The sequence below is a fragment of the Streptomyces rhizoryzae genome (genome assembly GCF_023155275.1).
Taxonomy (GTDB): Bacteria; Actinomycetota; Actinomycetes; order Streptomycetales; family Streptomycetaceae; genus Streptomyces; species Streptomyces rhizoryzae.
This window is the reverse complement of record NZ_JALMUV010000056.1, coordinates 1-16,712: the sequence shown is the minus strand read 5'-3', so window position 1 is coordinate 16,712 and position 16,712 is coordinate 1. Positions and strand designations below refer to the sequence as shown.

At 73.9% G+C, this 16,712-nt stretch carries 12 protein-coding genes and 1 pseudogene; 7 read left to right on the top strand and 6 right to left on the bottom strand.

Annotated elements, in window-relative coordinates; translation table 11 throughout:
* The 4 genes from MUU72_RS31155 (at nt 1) to MUU72_RS31140 (ending at nt 6,415) form a co-directional block, all read left to right on the top strand.
* Nucleotides 1-1,407 (top strand): bifunctional glycosyltransferase family 2/GtrA family protein, encoded by a 1,407-nt coding sequence (locus MUU72_RS31155; protein WP_248016788.1) that lies wholly within the window; start codon nt 1-3, stop codon nt 1,405-1,407.
* Between the two features lie 149 nt (nt 1,408-1,556).
* Nucleotides 1,557-3,824 carry an ArnT family glycosyltransferase gene (locus MUU72_RS31150; protein WP_372503276.1) on the top strand — a complete coding sequence of 756 codons (2,268 nt, stop codon included), beginning with the start codon at nt 1,557-1,559 and terminating at the stop codon, nt 3,822-3,824.
* A 104-nt stretch (nt 3,825-3,928) separates the two neighbouring features.
* Nucleotides 3,929-5,500 (top strand): MFS transporter, encoded by a 1,572-nt coding sequence (locus tag MUU72_RS31145; RefSeq protein ID WP_248016787.1) that lies wholly within the window; start codon nt 3,929-3,931, stop codon nt 5,498-5,500.
* 114 nt (nt 5,501-5,614) lie between these two features.
* A complete protein-coding gene (locus MUU72_RS31140) occupies nt 5,615-6,415 on the top strand; it encodes a TetR/AcrR family transcriptional regulator (RefSeq protein WP_248016786.1) in 801 nt (266 codons plus the stop codon).
* Nucleotides 6,416-6,565: 150 nt separating this feature from the next.
* Here the strand turns inward: MUU72_RS31140 and MUU72_RS31135 are convergent, their stop codons facing one another.
* Nucleotides 6,566-7,858 (bottom strand): S53 family peptidase, encoded by a 1,293-nt coding sequence (locus MUU72_RS31135; protein ID WP_248016785.1) that lies wholly within the window; start codon nt 7,856-7,858, stop codon nt 6,566-6,568.
* Between the two features lie 353 nt (nt 7,859-8,211).
* On the opposite strand from MUU72_RS31135, the gene MUU72_RS31130 reads away from it, so the two are divergent.
* Nucleotides 8,212-9,105 carry a TrmB family transcriptional regulator gene (locus MUU72_RS31130; RefSeq protein ID WP_248016784.1) on the top strand — a complete coding sequence of 298 codons (894 nt, stop codon included), beginning with the start codon at nt 8,212-8,214 and terminating at the stop codon, nt 9,103-9,105.
* A 136-nt stretch (nt 9,106-9,241) separates the two neighbouring features.
* Here MUU72_RS31130 and MUU72_RS31125 read toward each other — a convergent pair whose 3' ends face one another.
* The 3 genes from MUU72_RS31125 to MUU72_RS31115 all read right to left on the bottom strand — a co-directional run bounded on the left by MUU72_RS31125 (nt 9,242) and on the right by MUU72_RS31115 (nt 13,551).
* Nucleotides 9,242-10,084, bottom strand: coding sequence for a YceI family protein (locus MUU72_RS31125; protein WP_248016783.1), 843 nt, complete (start codon nt 10,082-10,084; stop codon nt 9,242-9,244).
* 357 nt (nt 10,085-10,441) lie between these two features.
* Nucleotides 10,442-12,967: an MFS transporter gene (locus tag MUU72_RS31120; RefSeq protein ID WP_505016672.1), complete on the bottom strand. Its 2,526-nt coding sequence runs from the start codon at nt 12,965-12,967 to the stop codon at nt 10,442-10,444.
* 101 nt (nt 12,968-13,068) lie between these two features.
* Nucleotides 13,069-13,551, bottom strand: a complete 483-nt coding sequence (locus MUU72_RS31115; protein WP_248016781.1) for a MarR family winged helix-turn-helix transcriptional regulator — start codon at nt 13,549-13,551, stop codon at nt 13,069-13,071.
* Between the two features lie 465 nt (nt 13,552-14,016).
* Between MUU72_RS31115 and MUU72_RS31110 the strand changes: the two genes are divergently transcribed.
* Nucleotides 14,017-14,235, top strand: coding sequence for a hypothetical protein (locus tag MUU72_RS31110; RefSeq protein WP_248016780.1), 219 nt, complete (start codon nt 14,017-14,019; stop codon nt 14,233-14,235).
* A gap of 56 nt (nt 14,236-14,291) precedes the next feature.
* Here the strand turns inward: MUU72_RS31110 and MUU72_RS31105 are convergent, their stop codons facing one another.
* Nucleotides 14,292-14,768 carry a VOC family protein gene (locus MUU72_RS31105; protein WP_248016779.1) on the bottom strand — a complete coding sequence of 159 codons (477 nt, stop codon included), beginning with the start codon at nt 14,766-14,768 and terminating at the stop codon, nt 14,292-14,294.
* Nucleotides 14,769-14,973: 205 nt separating this feature from the next.
* Here MUU72_RS31105 and MUU72_RS35475 point away from each other — a divergent pair, with 205 nt between their 5' ends.
* Nucleotides 14,974-16,029 carry a methyltransferase domain-containing protein gene (locus MUU72_RS35475; protein ID WP_282505052.1) on the top strand — a complete coding sequence of 352 codons (1,056 nt, stop codon included), beginning with the start codon at nt 14,974-14,976 and terminating at the stop codon, nt 16,027-16,029.
* A gap of 340 nt (nt 16,030-16,369) precedes the next feature.
* Here the strand turns inward: MUU72_RS35475 and MUU72_RS31095 are convergent.
* Nucleotides 16,370-16,712: pseudogene (locus MUU72_RS31095) on the bottom strand (hypothetical protein); the annotation flags it as partial.

The following is a 16,712-nucleotide window of genomic DNA, read 5'->3' as shown; positions in this document are numbered from 1 at the left end:
ATGACGACGCCTCCGCCCACCCCGACGCCCCTGGGTTCCCTGCCACCCCGCGAGCATCTGCGCCCGGGCCAGCTCACCACCGTTCTCGACGTCGTGATCCCCGTCTACAACGAGGAGCGGGACCTCGAACCCTGTGTGCGCCGGCTCCACGACCACCTGACCCGCACCTTCCCCTACGGGTTCCGGATCACCATCGCCGACAACGCCAGCACCGACGACACTCCCCGGATCGCCGCCCGGCTGGACGACGAGATGGACCACGTCACCGCCGTACGGCTGGAGCAGAAGGGCCGCGGCCGGGCGCTGCGCACGGTGTGGTCGCTGTCCGAGGCACCGGTGCTGGCCTACATGGACGTCGATCTGTCCACCGACCTCAACGCCCTGCTGCCGCTGGTCGCACCGCTGATATCCGGCCACTCGGACCTGGCGATCGGGTCCCGGCTCAGCCGGAGCGCGCGGGTGGTCCGCGGTCCGAAGCGGGAGTTCATCTCGCGCACCTACAACCTCATCCTGCGCGGTTCGCTCGCGGCGCGGTTCTCGGACGCGCAGTGCGGTTTCAAGGCGATCCGCGGCGATGTGGCGCGCCGGCTGCTGCCGCTGGTGGAGGACACCGGCTGGTTCTTCGACACCGAGATGCTGGTGCTCGCCGAGCGGGCCGGGCTGCGGATCCACGAGGTGCCGGTCGACTGGGTGGACGACCCCGACAGCACCGTCCACATCGTGCGGACCGCGACCGATGACCTCAAGGGCGTGTGGCGGGTGGGGCGGGCGCTGGCCACCGGGGCGCTGCCGCTGGACCGGCTCGCCCGGCCGTTCGGCGACGACCCGCGGGACCGGCAGCTGTCCGGCGTACCGGGCGGGCTGGCGCGGCAGGTCGTCGGGTTCGCGGTGGTCGGGGCGCTGAGCACCCTGCTCTACCTCGGGCTCTACTCCCTCTTCCGGCTCGGGGTCGGCCCCCAAGTGGCCAACGCCGCCGCCCTGTTGGTCTCGGCGCTGGCCAATACGGCCGCCAACCGGCGGCTGACGTTCGGTGTGCGGGGGCGGGACCGGGCGGTCCGCCACCAGGCGCAGGGGCTGGTGGTCTTCGCCATCGGGCTGGTCCTGACCAGCGGGTCGCTGGCGGCCCTCGACGCCGCCACCCGCACGCCCTCGCACGCCAGCGAGCTGACGGTGCTGATCGCCGCCAACCTGGCCGCGACGGTGCTGCGCTTCCTGCTCTTCCGCGCCTGGGTCTTCCCGGACCGCGAACGGCGCGCGGCGGCGGAGGGCGGCGGGTACGGCGTAGCCGGGAGCGAGGGCGAGCGCGCGGGCGAGCGCGCGGGCGGGCCGTCCGGTGGCCTGCGCGGTGACGTCCCCGGCCCGCACGGTGCCTTCGGCCACGGCGGCGTCGACAGCCGGACGCGGTGACGGCCCTTCGGCCCACCCGGCACCGTTCACCTCGCCCCCCGCAACCACCGTCCTTCAAGCACCCCGATCACCTCAACCACCTCGATCACCGCAACCACCCCGACCACCTCAACCACCCCGACCACCCCTCGACGCACCAGGAGAGAACGTTGCCGCCGGATCACGCCCCGGATCACGCCCCCGGTCCCGCCCCGGACCACGTCCCGGACCCGGCCCCCGGGGCCGCCACGGGCAGGAGACCCGACCCCCGCTGGGCCCGGCCCGCGCTGTGGGCCCTGCTGGCGGTCACCGCGGTGCTCTACGTATGGGACCTGTCGGCGTCCAAGTTCGCCAACCAGTTCTACTCGGCCGCCGTCCAGGCGGGCAGCGTGAGCTGGAAGGCGTTCTTCTTCGGGTCCTCGGACGCCGCCGGCGCCATCACCGTGGACAAGCCGCCGGCCTCGCTCTGGCCGATGGAGCTCTCGGTACGCCTCTTCGGGCTGAACTCCTGGGCGATCCTGGTGCCCGAGGCGCTGATGGGCGTCGCCGCCGTGGCCGTGCTGTACGCCGCCGTGCGGCGCCGGTTCGGTGCGGTGGCGGGGCTGCTGTCGGCCGCGGCGCTGGCGCTCACGCCGGTCGCCGCGCTGATGTTCCGCTTCAACAACCCCGACGCGATGCTCTGCCTGCTGATGGTCTGCGCGGTCGCCTGCGTGCTGCGCGCCCTGGAGGCGGGCCGCACCACGTGGCTCCTGCTGGCCGGGCTCTGCTTCGGGCTCGGCTTCCTCACCAAGACGCTCCAGGCGTGGCTGATCCTGCCGGCGCCGGCCCTCGTCTACGCCTGCTGCGCGCCGGTCGCGCTGCGCAAGCGGCTGGGGCAGCTGCTGCTGGCCGGACTGGTGCTCCTGGTCTCCGGCGGCTGGTGGGTGGCGATCGTCGAGCTGCTGCCGGCGTCGGCGCGCCCGTACGTGGGCGGGTCGCAGACCAACAGCTTCCTGGAGCTGACCTTCGGCTACAACGGCCTGGGGCGGATCGACGGGAACGAGCGCGGCAGCGTCGGCGGCCACCACGGGGCCGGCGGCCGGGGCGGCGGGGGCTGGGGCGAGACCGGCATCACCCGGCTGTTCTCCTCCGACATGGGCGGCCAGATCTCGTGGCTGCTGCCCGCCGCGCTGATCCTGCTGGTCGCCGCGGTGTGGATGCTGCGCCGGGCACGGCGCGCGGTCGCCGCCCAACAGGCCGCCGAACGCGCGGAGTTCCTGGTGTGGGGCGGTGCGCTGCTGATGACGTTCACCATCTTCAGCTTCATGTCCGGGATCTTCCACCAGTACTACAACATCGCGCTGGCGCCGTACATCGCGGCGGTGGCCGGTATGGGCTCGGTGGTGGTGTGGCGGCGCGGCGGGTGGCCGGCGCGGATCGTGCTGGCGGTCGTCGCCGCGGTGACGGCGGTCTGGTCGTACGTGCTGCTGGACCGGTCGCCGGAGTGGCTGCCGTGGCTGCGCTGGACGGTGCTGGTGCTCGGATCGCTGGCGGCGCTCGGGCTGCTGCTGACGGCAGGGGACCGGGCCCCGGCCGACGCCACCCCGCAAGCGGACGCCACCCCGGAAGCGCCCCCCTCCCCGGCACGAGAAGGGCAGACCGGGCAGGCCGGGCCGGCCGGGCAGTCCCTGCGGCCCGCTCGGGCGCGGCGGCCGCTGGCCGTGGTCGCGGCCGGGCTCGGCGTGGCCACGGCGCTGGCCGGGCCGCTCGCGTACACCCTGGACACCGTCAACACGCCCAAGGGCGGTTCGATCATCACCGCCGGGCCGGCGGTCGCGGGCGGCCGGGGCTTCCCCGGCGGCGGGCGGACGGCCTGGCGGGGCGGCGCCGAGCAGGGTCTGCCGGGCGGTGCCGGGCGGCAGCGCGCCGGCGGGTTCCCGGGCGGCTTCCCCGGGGGCCAGGGCTTCCCGGGCCGCGGGCGGTTCACCGGCGGCGGTGCGGGCGGACGCGGCGGCCGGAACCACGGCACGGGCGGGACGCCCGGCGGTACGGGCGGTCTGCTGAACGGCGCCGCGGTGAGCGCGCAGGCCGAGCGCCTGGTGGAGCGGGACGCCGACCGGTACACCTGGGCCGCCGCGGCCATCGGCTCCCAGAACGCCGCGAGCTACCAACTGGCCACCCGGAAGCCGGTGATGGCGATCGGCGGCTTCAACGGGAGCGACCCCTCGCCGACCCTCGCCCAGTTCCAGCGGTATGTGGCCGAAGGGAAGATCCACTACTTCATCGCGGGCGGCCGCGACGGCTTCCGCGGCTTCGGCGCCCGCCCCGGCGGGAAGGCCCCCGGCGGCATGGCGGAGCAGGGCACCTCGGCCCTGATCAGCGCCTGGATCGAGAAGACCTTCACCAAGGTCACGGCCGGTGGCGCCACCTTCTACGACCTGACGCGGAAGGCGGCGTGACGGCGCGATAGGGCGGCCCACCGCCCCCGGCGAAAAGAAATGTACGGCGTATAAGAGCCCCTGTACGGTGTAAGTCATCCGCTCGCACCGTACAGGGAGCCCGTATGTCCGCCGTGGCCCGCGACGCCACCGCCCCCACCCTCCAGCCACCGGACCGGCCCGCCGCCCGCTGGCTGATCCTGGCCGTCATCTGCATCGCCCAGCTCACGGTCGTCCTCGACAACACCGTGCTGAACGTGGCCGTCCCGTCCCTCACCGAGGAGCTGGGCGCGACCACCGCCGACGTCCAGTGGATGCTCAACGCCTATTCGCTGGTCCAGTCCGGACTGCTGCTGATCGCCGGGAATTCCGCCGACCGCTACGGCCGCAAGAAGATGCTCGCCGTCGGCCTGGCGCTGTTCGGCATCGCGTCGCTCGCCGCCACCCTCGCCCAGTCGCCCGGCCAGCTGATCGGCGCCCGCGCCGGGATGGGCATCGGCGGCGCGCTGCTGGTGACCACCACGCTCGCCGTGGTGATGCAGATCTTCGACGACGCGGAGCGCCCCAAGGCCATCGGCATCTGGAGTTCGGTGAACTCCCTCGGTTTCGCCGCCGGCCCGCTGATCGGCGGCACCCTGCTCGACCACTTCTGGTGGGGTTCGCTCTTCCTGGTCAACCTCCCGGTCGCGGCGATCGCGCTGGTGGCCGTGCTCGCCCTCGTCCCGGAGTCCAGGAGCCGCGGCGGGGAGCGCCCGGACGTGCTCGGCGCGCTGCTGTCCATGGTCGGGATGGTCGGGGTGGTCTTCGCGATCATCTCCGGACCGGTGAGCGGCTGGCTGTCCGAGCGGGTGCTGGTCTCGGCCGCCGTCGGCGTGGTCGGCCTGGCGCTGTTCGCCGTCTGGGAGCTGCACGTCCCGCACCCCATGCTGGACATGCACTTCTTCCGCAACCGCCGGTTCGTCGGTGCGGTCGCCGGCGGCATCCTGGTCGCGTTCGGCATGGGCGGCTCGATGTTCCTGCTCACCCAGCACCTCCAACTGGTGCTCGGCTACGGCCCGTTGGACGCCGGTCTGCGGATGGCGCCGCTGGCGCTCACCGTCGTACTGATCAACTTCACCGGGCTGGGCGCCCGCCTGATGCCGCGCTTCGGCACCCCCGGCATGATCGTCTCCGGGATGAGCCTGCTCGCCGCCGGTCTGGCGGCGATCTCGCTGCTCGGCGCGGACAGCTACGGCGGGATGCTGTTCGGGCTGGTCGTGATGGGCGTCGGGGTCGCGGTCGCGATGCCGACGATGGCCAACGCGATCATGTCCGCGATACCGCCGGCCAAGGCCGGGGTGGGCGCCGGCGTCAACGGCACCCTGATGGAGTTCGGCCAGGGCCTGGGCGTCGCGGTGCTCGGCGCGGTGCTCAACTCCCGTTTCGCCGCGCTGCTCCCGCTGGTCGCCGCGGGCGCCGGTTCGCTTCCCGCGGCCCTGTCCCGTACGCACACCGCGCAGGAGCGGACGGCCGTGCACGACGCGTTCGCGGCGGGGATCGGCACCAGCCAGCTGGTGGGCGCGGCCGCCGTCTTCCTCGGCGGCCTGGTCGCCGCGGTCCTGCTGAGCCGTGCCGAACGGGCCGGGGCCGCCGGAGCCCCCGGGGGTCAGGAGGGCCCGGCCGCGGGCCCCGGTACCGCCCCCGCCGCGGCGGAATAGCATCGAAGCCGGACGGGACACCGCTCGCCCCCCCGTCCCGTCCGGCACGGACCGCCGCACGCACGGGACCGGGCGGACGTCCCGCGGCATCAGTACGACCCGAGGAGTGGCGCCATGGCAGCAGCGACGAACGGGCGCGCCGGGCAGCGGCCGCACAGCGTCTGGCTGACCGAACGCCCCCCGCTCCGGAGGAAGGCGGAGCAGCCGGCCGGACTGGGCCTCGACAAGATCGTCGCGGCCACCGTGCGGCTGCTGGACGCCGAGGGGCTGGCGAAGTTCTCCATGCGCCGCCTCGCCGCCGACCTCGGCGTCACCGCGATGTCCCTCTACTGGTACGTCGACACCAAGGACGACCTCCTGGAACGCGCCATCGACGCGGTGGCCGGCGAGATGGACCTCCCCGACGGGACCGACGCCGCCGCCGACTGGCGCGACCAGCTCCGGGTGCTGGCCACCTCCTACCGCGACATGCTGCTGCGGCACCCCTGGGCGGCCCGGCTGCTCGGCGAGTTCATCAACATCGGCCCGCACTCCACGGCGTTCTCCACCGCCACCCTGCGGGTGATGGCCCGCAGCGGCCTGGACCCGGACCACACCTCCGGCGCCCTGGCCTCGGTCTTCCAGTTCGTCTACGGCTTCGCCACCATCCGCAGCCTGCACGAGGCCCGCTGCCGCGCCGCCGGCGTCACCCTCGACGCGTACTTCGCCCAGGTCATCGACGCGATCTCGGACCGTCCGGAGTTCGCCGAGACCATGGAGCTCTCCAGCCGCGCCGGCTACGCCCTGCGCGACGCCGACGCGCGGGCCATGCTCGACCGCGACTTCGCCTTCGCCCTCGACCTCCAGATCGCCGGCATCGAGGCGATGCGGGCCCGGCAGGACGCCCAGCAGCTCCAGGAGGCCGGGAAGGGGTAGTCCGCGCGGCCCGGTGCGGGCATGCGTGGGCCCGGACCGGTCGGGAGCGGCCCGGGCCCACGTCTTTTTCTGGAAGTCGCAGTCCGGTTCGTCGAAGGCGGGCGCCGGACTGCGACGGCTCGGGGGCCGGTCAGGCCCTGCGGTAAGGGGTCACTTGGTGAAGGCCGCGGTGCCGTTCGGCGTGCCGAGGCCGGTCGGGCCGTCGTAGCCGCTGTCCGCGGTGCACAGGTACGACGGCGAGCAGGAGCCGTTGGCGCCGCTGGTGACGTCGTTCAGCGCGGCGGTGTGGGCGTAGGGGTACGAGGCCGGGATGTCGGTGGCGCCCGGGGTCCCCGCGAGGGCGTAGACCCCGGCGATGAACGGCGCCGAGGCGCTGGTGCCGCCGTAGACGTTCCAGCCGCTGGCCTGGTAGCTGTCGTAGACCGCGAGGCCGGTGGCCGGGTCGGCGACCGCGGCGACATCGGCGACGCTGCGCTTGGCGCAGCCGGTGTCCTGCTGCCAGGCCGGCTTGGCGTCGTACTGGGAGCAGCCGGAGCCGGCCCCCTCGCCGCCCGCGCTGGTGCCCCACACCGACTCGGTCCAGCCGCGGGCGGAGCTGCTCTTCTTCAGCGAGGTGCCGCCGACCGCGGTGACGTACTGGGAGGACGCCGGGTACTCGGTGCCGTAGCCGCTGTCGCCGGAGCTGACGGTGATCGCCACGCCCGGGTGCTTGAAGTACGCGGCGTCGGAGGTGGCGTCGGTGGAGTCCTCCGAGCCGCCGTAGCTGTTGGAGACGAACTTGGCGCCCAGCGCCACCGCGCGGTTCACCGCCGCGCCCAGGTCGGACATGCTGGCGCTGTTCGCCTCCACCAGCAGGATGTGGCACTGCGGGCAGGAAGCGCTGACCATGTCGACGTCGAGGGAGATCTCACCGGCCCAGCCGGCGTCCGCCCTGGGGTACTTGGTGCCGCCGTTCTGGTCGACCTTCTTGAAGCAGCCGTTGGCCGTGGTGCAGTCCGGCAGGCCGTACTGCTTGCGGTAGGTGGCCAGGTCCTTCTCGGCGTTGGGGTCGTCGTAGGCGTCGACGATGGCCACGGTCTGGCCCGAGCCGCCGCCGGCGGAGAGCTTGTACGCGCTCTGTAGGTCGGCCGGGCCGTAGCCGGAGGGGGTGAGGTTGCGGCCGAGGGACAGGTGCTGCTTGACGTCCGTGCGGGCCACCGCGTTGCAGGCCATGTGGCCGGGCAGGGCCGGCTGGGCGCACAGGCGGTGGGTGGGAACGGCGGCGTGCGACGCGGTGGGGGCCGCGTGCGGCGCGGCCGTGGCGGCGCCGGCCGGACCGGCGGCGAGCAGTCCGCCGACGACCAGGCCGGTGGCGGAGAGCAGGGCGGCGACGCCGCGGCGTGCCGACCCGTTGCGGCGATCCGTTCTGCCGCTGTCCACAGGGCTCTTGCGCAGGGAAGACAAGGGAACGACCTCCGTGGGGGGGAGTGGGGGGCCGGCGCCCCGCGGTGCGGAGCGCCGGGTGGGGGGTGCTCGGGTGCGGTGGAGCGGACTGGGGGGTGCGAGCCGCACGGCAGAACGTGGGGTGTCAGGAACATGACATTCACGCCGGTGCGGGACGCGTCCGGCTCCGGTGGTGCGTGGCGCACGTGCACTCGGTGAGGTGCCACCCCGGTCAGTGGTGGCTTGTCAGGGAAGGTAGTGAACACACCGTCAAAGGGACACCGGCTTAACGCAAAGCCTTCTTCTGGTCCCCGTGGGTCCGTCTTCCGTACACCCGCCCGGACCGCCGCCCGTACCGACTACCTTGTCCTGTCATGGAGTTGGAAGAGGACGCGGTCGGCAACCTCGTCGCGCTGGGGCTGGCCCGCTACGAGGCGCGGGTCTACCTCGCCCTGATCAGACGCGAGTCCTACACCGCCGCCGAGGTCGCCCGCGAGGCCGACGTCCCGCGCCAGCGGGTCTACGACGTACTGGACGCCCTGGTCCGGCGCCGGCTCGCCAACGCCCACCCGGGCCGGGTCGCCACGTACTCCGCGGTCGCCCCCGAACTGGCCGTCGCCCGGCTCGTCGCGCTGCAACGCGAGTCCCTGGAACGGCTGGAGCGCGCCTCGGACACCCTGGCCGCCGCCCTCCAGCCGCTGTGGGCCGACGGGCGCGGGCACTCGGATCCGCTGGACTACGTGGAGATCCTGCGCGATCCGGGGGCGATCTCCGAGCGGTTCGCGGACATCCAGCGGCAGGCCCGCCGCGAGCTGCTGAGCTTCTGCAAACCGCCGTTCGTCGCCCCGGCGGAGAACGCCGAGGGCATCGCGGCGGCCCGCCGGCTGCACCGGGCCGGGGGCACCGTGCGCGCCATCTACACCACCGGCGCCCTGGAGGACGCCGGCATGCTCGCCAACGTGCGCAGCTTCGCCGCGGCCGGTGAGGAGGCCCGCTTCACCGCGGACCTGCCGCTCAAGCTCGTCATCGCCGACGCCTCGCTGGTCCTGTGCGACATGCCCGACCCGGTGGCCGGCGCCGGTTCGACCACCGCCCTGGTCATCGAACACCCGGCGCTGGCGGCGTGCCTGCGGCTGGCGTTCCGGACGGTCTGGGAGACGGCCGCCACCGCCCCGGACCCGGCCGCCCCCACCCCCGGTCCCGCCGCCCCCGGTCCCGCGGCCCCCGCCCGTACCGCGGCCCGGCCGGAACAGCCGCACGTGCGGTAACGCCCTTACGGCGCAGGGTCGTTGACGCCGTTCCCGTGGCCGGGCGATGCGGACGGGCGAAAGGGGCGGGCCCGGCGGAGGATCTCCGCCGGGCCCGCCCCTCCCCGTTCACGCGCACGCGGTGCGGGCCGCCGGGTCAGCCCATCGGCAGCGACTCGCCCTGGACGGCCTGGATGTCCAGCTCGACCTTCAGGGTGGTGCCGATGGCGGCGATCCCCGCGGCGACCACCTGGTTGTAGTTCATCTTGAAGTCCTCGCGGCGCAGTTCCGCGGTGGCGCGGAAGGCGGCGCGGACCCCGCCCCACGGGTCCGGGCCGGTGCCGAGGTAGCTCAGGTCGAGGTCGACGGGGCGGACCACACCGTGCAGCGACAGGTCCCCGTGGACCGTCCAGCGGTCCGGGCCGGCCGGGGCGAGGCCGGTGCTGCGGTAGGTGATCTGCGGGTAGACCTCGACGTTGAGGAAGTCCTCGTTGCGCAGGTGGCCGTCGCGCATGCCGTTGCCGGTGTCGATCGACGCGGCCTTGATGACCGCCTCGACGCGGGACTTCTCGACGTCCTCGGCGATGTCGATCCGGCCGCTGAACTCGGTGAACCGGCCGTGCACGCTGGAGATCCCCAGGTGCTGGGCGACCGCGGCCACCGAGGAGTGCATGGGGTCGATGGTCCAGGGGCCGGGCGGCGGCAGCTCCACCCCGCCCTGGCGGGCCAGCACGACGGTCCCGATGTCCATCCGGCCGCTGGCGGTGACGATCGCGCTGGAGGCGACCGGTGCGTAGCCGACGGCGGTCACGATGACCGTGTAGGGGCCGGCGGCCAGCGGCTCCGCGCTGCGCACCGCGCCGTCCTCGTCGGCGGTCGCGCGCAGCACCTGCGCGCCCGTCATGTCGGTGACGGTCAGCACGGCGTGCTGTACCGCCCAGCCGTCCCGTGTGCGGACCTGCGCCCGTACTCCCGCAGCTCCCGCGCCCGTCGAAGTCATGTACGTGCCTCTCCCGTTCAGTGCCGGTGCCCGCCGCGCCCGCCTGGGGCGGTGGCGTGCCGTGCCTGTCCGTGCGTGTGTCCGTGTGAGCGTGATGGTCCGGTGGTGCGCCGGGGCCGGCGGCGTCGCCGGCCGGGGCGGTCCCCCTGGGGCGTACCGTTCCCCCGCGGTCCTCGGTGTCACCGTCCCCGCGTCCCCGGGGTCGGGTCCCGGCGGCGGCGCTGCAGGCCGTCCCCTGCCTGTGCGCAGTGCCGCCACCGGGGCCCTGGGGTCCGGGCCGGGGCGCGTCTCCGCTCAACGCGCGCCCCGGTCCGGGGTCTTGCGCCGGGCCCGCGCGGTCGCGGGCCCGGGCCGGGGTCAGTCCCCGGGGTGGGCGAGCTGGACGTCGTAGCCGTCCACGCCGCCGGCGTCCAGGGCCAGACCGCTGGCGACCGGCGGGTAGCCGCTCGCGATGACGGTGTAGTCCCCGGCGTCCAGGTCGGTGAAGGCGTACGCGCCGTCCGCGCCGGTGGTGGAGGTGGCGACCACGTTGCCCGCCGCGTCGACCAGGGTGACCCGGGCGTCGGCCAGCGGTGCGCGGTCGGCACCGGCCCGGACGACGCCCTGCACGCGGGCGCCGGAGCGCAGTTCGATCTCGACCCGGGTGGTGCCCTGGCCGCCGACCTCGACCGGCTGCGCGGTGGGCCGGAAGGCGGCCGCGTTGACCGCCACGGTGTACGTGCCGGGCGCCAGGTCGCCGAAGGAGAAGGTGCCCTCGGCGGCGGTCTGCCCGGTGGCCAGCACCTCGCCGCGGACGTCGGTGACGACGACCATCGCGCCCGCCACCGGCTCCCCGGTGACCGCGCGGACCAGGCCGGACAGGCCGCTGGTGCCGCTGAGCAGGATGTCGTAGGCGTGCGGCTGGTCGCCGACGACGACCGTGGACGCCTGCGGCTGGTGGCCGTCGGCCGCCGCGATCAGTACGTACGAACCGGCGCCGGGGGCGTTGAGCACGTACGAGCCGTTGGCCTGGGCGACCGACCGGCCGAGCTGGCGGCCGCTGAGCGAGATCAGCGTGACGGCCGAGCGGGGCACCGGGTGGCCGTCGGCGTTGCGGACCGAGCCGTGGATCGCGGGGCCGTTCGGGACGGCGTCCCCGCCGCCGGCCGAGGCGTGGGCCGCGAGCGGCTGGGCCGCCGGGGCCGGCTTGGCCCAGGAGGGCGTGTGCAGACCGTCGTCGTCGGATATGGAGGGGGCGGCACCGACCAGGGCGGGCTCGCGCTCCTCGGCGACAGCGGCGGACGCCGGGGCCGGGGCGGCCGGGGCGGGCACCGCAGCGGCCGCGGGGACCTGGGACGCGTCGCCGTCGCCGTCTTCGGCGAGGGCGCGCTCCGTACCGGACTTGCTGCGCAAGGCGACCTCCTTGATGAACAGGGTGAGAAGCAGGGCGATAAGGGCGAACGGGGCCGCGTAGAGGAAGACGTCGCCGACACCGTGTCCGTAGGCGTCCTCCATGATCGACCGGATCGGGGCGGGCAGCGAGGACAGGTCCGGGATGCCGTCGCTGCCGCTGCTGCCGTGGCTCGCCGCCGCCGCGGCCTTGGGGCCGAGCGCGGTCAGACCGTCGGTCACGTAGTGCGTGACGCGGTTGGCGAGCGCCGCGCCGAGCGCCGAGACGCCCACCGCACCACCGAGGGTACGGAAGAAGGTGACCAGCGAGCTGGCGGATCCGATGTCCTGCGGCGCGACCTGGTTCTGGGTCGCCAGGACGAGGTTCTGCATCATCATGCCGACGCCGAGGCCCATCAGCGCCATGTAGACCGCCGAGTGCCAGTACGGGGTGTCCGCGCGCAGCGTGCCCAGCAGGCCCAGGCCCGCGGTGAGCAGCACACCGCCGCAGACGAGGAAGACCTTCCAGCGCCCGGTGCGGGTGATGATCTGGCCCGAGATCATCGATGAGAGGAACAGGCCCATCACCATCGGGATGGTCATGACGCCGGACATCGTCGGGGACTTGCCGTGCGCCAGCTGGAAGTACTGCGAGAAGAAGACCGTGCCGCTGTACATCGAGACGCCGACGAACAGCGAGGCCACCGCGGCCAGCGTGATCGTCTTGTTCCGGAACAGCCGCAGGGGGATCAGCGGCTGCTCGACCTTGGTCTCGACGACCACGAAGAGCAGTGCGAGCACGACCGCGCCGCCGACCATGGCGAAGGTCTGCCAGGAGATCCAGTCGTAGTTCTTGCCGGCCAGCGTCACCCACACCAGCAGCAGGGTGACCGCGGCGGCGATGAAGAACGAGCCGGCCCAGTCGACCTTGACGCCCTCGCGCTTGACGACCGGCAGCTTCAGGGTCTTCTGGAGCACGATCAGCGCGATGACGGCGAACGGCACACCGACGTAGAAGCACCAGCGCCAGCCGAGCCAGCTGGTGTCGGTGATGACACCGCCGAGCAGCGGCCCGCCGACGGTCGCGACCGCGAACGTCGCGCCCAGGTAGCCGCTGTACCGCCCGCGCTCGCGCGGGGAGATCATCGCGGCCATGACGATCTGGGCCAGCGCCGACAGACCGCCGACGCCGATGCCCTGCACCACGCGGCAGGCGATCAGCATGCCGGTGTTCTGCGACAGACCGGCGACGACCGAACCGCCGACGTAGATGACCAGGGCGAGCTGCACCAGCAGCTTCTTGCTGAAGAGGTCGGAGAGCTTGCCCCACAGCGGGGTGGTCGCGGTCATCGCCAGCAGCGCGGCGGTGACCACCCAGGTGTACGCGCTCTGACCGCCGTGCAGGTCGTGGATGATGTGCGGCAGTGCGTTGGAGACGATCGTCGACGACAGGATGGCGACGAACATGCCGAGCAGCAGCCCGGACAGGGCCTCCATGATCTGACGGTGCGTCATGGGGCCGTCATGGGAAGCGCCGTGGCCGCCCCCATGCTTGGCATGCCCGCCCCGCACACCGGCTGGTGAGGTCGTAGCCATGTGGTTCCTTTACTTCCTTTTCATCCTGCTGCGGGGGTACGGGTGGTGGCGGGGGAGTCGTGGTGGGCCCGGGTGCGGCAGTCGCCGAAGCTCGTGCGGAGCCTGGCGAGCAGCTCGATGAGGTGCCCGACGTCGGTGTCGGTCCAGTCGTCCAGATACCGGGCGAGCGTCTGGGTGTAGCGCTCGGAGAGCTCCGCCAGGAGCTCCCGCCCGCTCGGGGTCAGCCGCAGCAGCCGTGACCGCTTGTCCGCCGGATCGGGCTCGCGCTCGATCCAGCCGCGCTCGGCGACGTGGGCGACGTGCCGGCTGGTCACCGACATGTCGATCGCGAGCAGCTCGGCCAGCTGGCTCATCCGCATCTCGCCGTGCCGGTCGAGGAGCGTGAGCACCCCGGCCGACGCCGGCGGGCAGTCCTGGGGCAGGATCCGCCCCATTTCGCGCTTGACGGCCCCGATGGCGCTGAGTTGCCGGGCCAGCTCTTCGTACTGACTCCGAGCGGCCACTGGCTCCTCCACGCCTCTTCACCTGCGCAACCTTCGCGCCTGTTTGTTGCTTAAGGCAACCATAGCCATAGTTGGTTGCTGAAGGCAAACGATCTCGGGCCGGGAGGGGCTATGAATCGCGCAAAGGATGCCCCATGCCCCGGTCAACAACTCCGCTGCCGACTGTAAAGCCCCTGGTCACCGCGGTCGCGCGCCGCGACACCGGTGGCCGGCGGCGGCCCCGCGGGGCATTGGCGCCCCCTCGCCCCCTTTGCCCTCCGCCCGCCGAGAGGGGCCGCCGCCTCCCCTCACGCCATGTACGCGTCACGCCGCGCCCCGTAGGCACCCCGCCTCCGCACCGTGACCGGCGCCTCGGCGCTGCGTGACCCGCCCCGGCCGCCGGCCGCCCGCCCGCCCCCGCACGCGCGCGCAGGATACGCGCCCCAGGGGTGCCCCCTCGGCCGGGGTTCGCTAGGGTCCTTCCCCATGGCGACCAACCCGCAGCACCAGGCCGACGGCAACTACGACCCGGCGGGCAGCACGCAGATGTTCCAGGCATTCGTCCAGGAGGGCGGCACCCCGCAGGCCGGCGGCCGCCGCGCCCCCGCCCCGCAGGCGTCGGGGGGCCCGCGGGTGGGCCTGATCGTCGGCGTGATCGTGGCTCTCCTGGTGGTGGCCGGCGCGGCCTGGCTGGCCCTGGGCTGACGGCCCGTCCGGACGGGCGGGGGCCGGTCCCCGACCCCCGCGCCGCCCGGACCCCCTCACCCCTCCCCGTCGGCGGCGGCCCTGATCGCCGCGATGTCGATCTTCTGCATGCCCATCACGGCCGCCATCGCGCGCGCCGCCCGCCCCCGGTCCGGATCGTTGAGGATCGCGGCCATCCCCTCCGGCGCGATCTGCCAGGACAGCCCGTACCGGTCCTTGAGCCAGCCGCACGGCCCCTCCTGGCCGCCCTCGGACAGGGCGGCCCAGTACCGGTCGATCTCCTCCTGCCCGGCACAGGTGACGGTCAGCGAGACCGCCTCGGAGAAGGTGAACTCCGGCCCGCCGTTGAGCGCCGTGAACGCCTGCCCGTCCAGCTCGAATTCGACCGTCAGCACGGTCCCGGCCGGCCGCGGCCCGGTCTCCGGGTAGTGCGTCACGGCGGTGATCCGCGAATGCGGGAACACCGAGCAGTAGAACTCCGCGGCCTCCAGCCCCTGGGTGTCGAACCAGAGGGTGGGAACGATCTTCGGCATGACGCACTCCTCACACTGGAACCGGCCGCCCGGCCATCCGGCCCGCGGCCGACCGGGCGGCCGGCGGACGGTGACGACCGACCGGGGACGGCCGACGGCCCGGGGATCGCGGGCCGACACCTCCAACGACCGTCCCGCAGGCCGGGCCCCCTCGCCATTCGGGTGGGGAAGCCCAAGGGCGCGCAGCGGCGCGTAACGCCCTGCGATGCGCCCTGCCCCGCGGGCGTCCGGCGTCCCTACACTGCACTCGCCCGGCACCGCGCGCACCGGACACGCAGCCCGTACCTCCCGCACGTCCCGCACGTCCCGCACGTCCCGCACGTCCCGCACGTCCCGCAAGGAGGCGCATGGTGGGAAAGCACCGCTCACCGATCGGAGACGACGGTCAGCAGCCCGGCCGGCCCATTCCGCCCCCGGAGCCGACTCCGCCCCCGCAGCCGACGTAGCGGAGCGGAGGCCCGTTGCATTTCCGCGCCGCATCCGACACGGCCCCCGGCGACCTGCTCGACCAGGTCGCCGGCCAGCTGGGGACATCGACCCGGAGCTGATCCACCGGGCCGAGCGCGCCCTGCGGGCGAGCGGCCACCGGCCGGCCGTGCGGTGCGCGGACGGGGCGGAGGGCTGGCCGTCGGCGGCCCCGTACGACGCGATCATCGCCACCTGCGCCGTCCGGACCGTACCGCGCCCCTGGCTGGACCAGACCGCGACGGGCGGCCGCCTCGTCATCCCGTGGGACACCGCCTGGTGCAACTACGGCACCCTCGTCGCCACCCAACAGGCGGACGGCACGGCCGAGGGCCCCCTCGCCCCCTACGGGTCCTTCATGCTGATGCGGTCCCAGCAGGTGGACGTCGAACTCCACCGCGACGTACTCCGCCCCGGCCAGACCCCCGAACGCTCCACCACCCGCCTCTCCCCCTGGACAGTGGCCGGCGCCGACCTCAACGCGCAGGTGTACGTGGGCCTTTGCGTCCCCGGCGCCTGGCATTCCTGGGACACGGAGGCGGACGGCGCCGGGGTCCGCACCCGCCTGTGGCTGGCCGATGACGCGGCGACGAGCTGGGCCGCCGTGGACTACGACGGTCGCCAGATGTCGACCTTCGCGGTGTCCCAGTACGGCCCCAGGAAGCTGTGGGACGAGGTCGTCCGGGCGCACGAGCGGTACGTGGCCGCCGACCGCCCCGCCCTCGGCCGGCTCCGCCTTCGCATCGTCCCCGAGGGCCGTTCCACCCGCCACGAGATCCGCCTGGCGGCCCGCTGACGCACCCGCGGCCACCACCGCCTCCGCGCCTTCCCCGTCATCCAGGCATTCCGCATCACCGGACTCCGCCAACTCGCCCCCCTCATCCGGTCCACCCGCGTCCGCACGGCCCGCCAACCGCCACAGCCGCGCGCCCCTGCTCTCCGGAACGCGCTGCACTGCGCGGACGTCAGCCGCTTCGTGCTCGGCCTGCTCGTCCCGGACCGCACCGTCATCGCCGACGAGCCACAGGGCGGGCGGCGGCCGGTGTGGTGGTGCAGCCTCCCCGGGGACCGGTCGTGGGCGTGCGTCCTCTTCCGGGAGCCGCGCGTGTGGGTGGCACCGGCGCAGCGCCCGCCGATCACTTTCCCCCGCCCCAGTCGAACCGCACGTCCCGCGTCTCCAGGTGCATGCCCAGGGGGACGCGCCACGCGTCCACGCACACCCGCCAGGTGCCCGTGGCGGGCTTGCCGGGGGCGAGGGGGAGGGGGAGGTGGTGGGTGGAGGGGTAGGTGGCCCAGTCGACGCCGAGGGCGCCGATGACGTGGCTGCCGAAGGTGACCGTGCCGGTGGTCACGGGGCGGTCGCCGGTGTTGAGGAAGTCGAGGGTGACCCGCTGGCACCAGCGGACGTCCGCGGCCGCGAGGACGGGCTTGCCCACGACGAGGCCGGCGGGCGCGGACGTCCGCTGGTGCCAGCGGGTC

Excerpts from the sequence above, each read along its gene's own strand:
- MUU72_RS31140 (WP_248016786.1), top strand. The coding sequence starts at position 5,615 with ATGGCAGCAGCGACGAACGGGCGCGCCGGGCAGCGGCCGCACAGCGTC.
- MUU72_RS31155 (WP_248016788.1), top strand. The coding sequence starts at position 1 with ATGACGACGCCTCCGCCCACCCCGACGCCCCTGGGTTCCCTGCCACCC.
- MUU72_RS31110 (WP_248016780.1), top strand. The coding sequence starts at position 14,017 with ATGGCGACCAACCCGCAGCACCAGGCCGACGGCAACTACGACCCGGCG.
- MUU72_RS31130 (WP_248016784.1), top strand. The coding sequence starts at position 8,212 with ATGGAGTTGGAAGAGGACGCGGTCGGCAACCTCGTCGCGCTGGGGCTG.
- MUU72_RS31120 (WP_505016672.1), bottom strand. The coding sequence starts at position 12,967 with ATGACGCACCGTCAGATCATGGAGGCCCTGTCCGGGCTGCTGCTCGGC.
- MUU72_RS31125 (WP_248016783.1), bottom strand. The coding sequence starts at position 10,084 with ATGACTTCGACGGGCGCGGGAGCTGCGGGAGTACGGGCGCAGGTCCGC.
- MUU72_RS31145 (WP_248016787.1), top strand. The coding sequence starts at position 3,929 with ATGTCCGCCGTGGCCCGCGACGCCACCGCCCCCACCCTCCAGCCACCG.
- MUU72_RS31105 (WP_248016779.1), bottom strand. The coding sequence starts at position 14,768 with ATGCCGAAGATCGTTCCCACCCTCTGGTTCGACACCCAGGGGCTGGAG.
- MUU72_RS35475 (WP_282505052.1), top strand. The coding sequence starts at position 14,974 with ATGCGCCCTGCCCCGCGGGCGTCCGGCGTCCCTACACTGCACTCGCCC.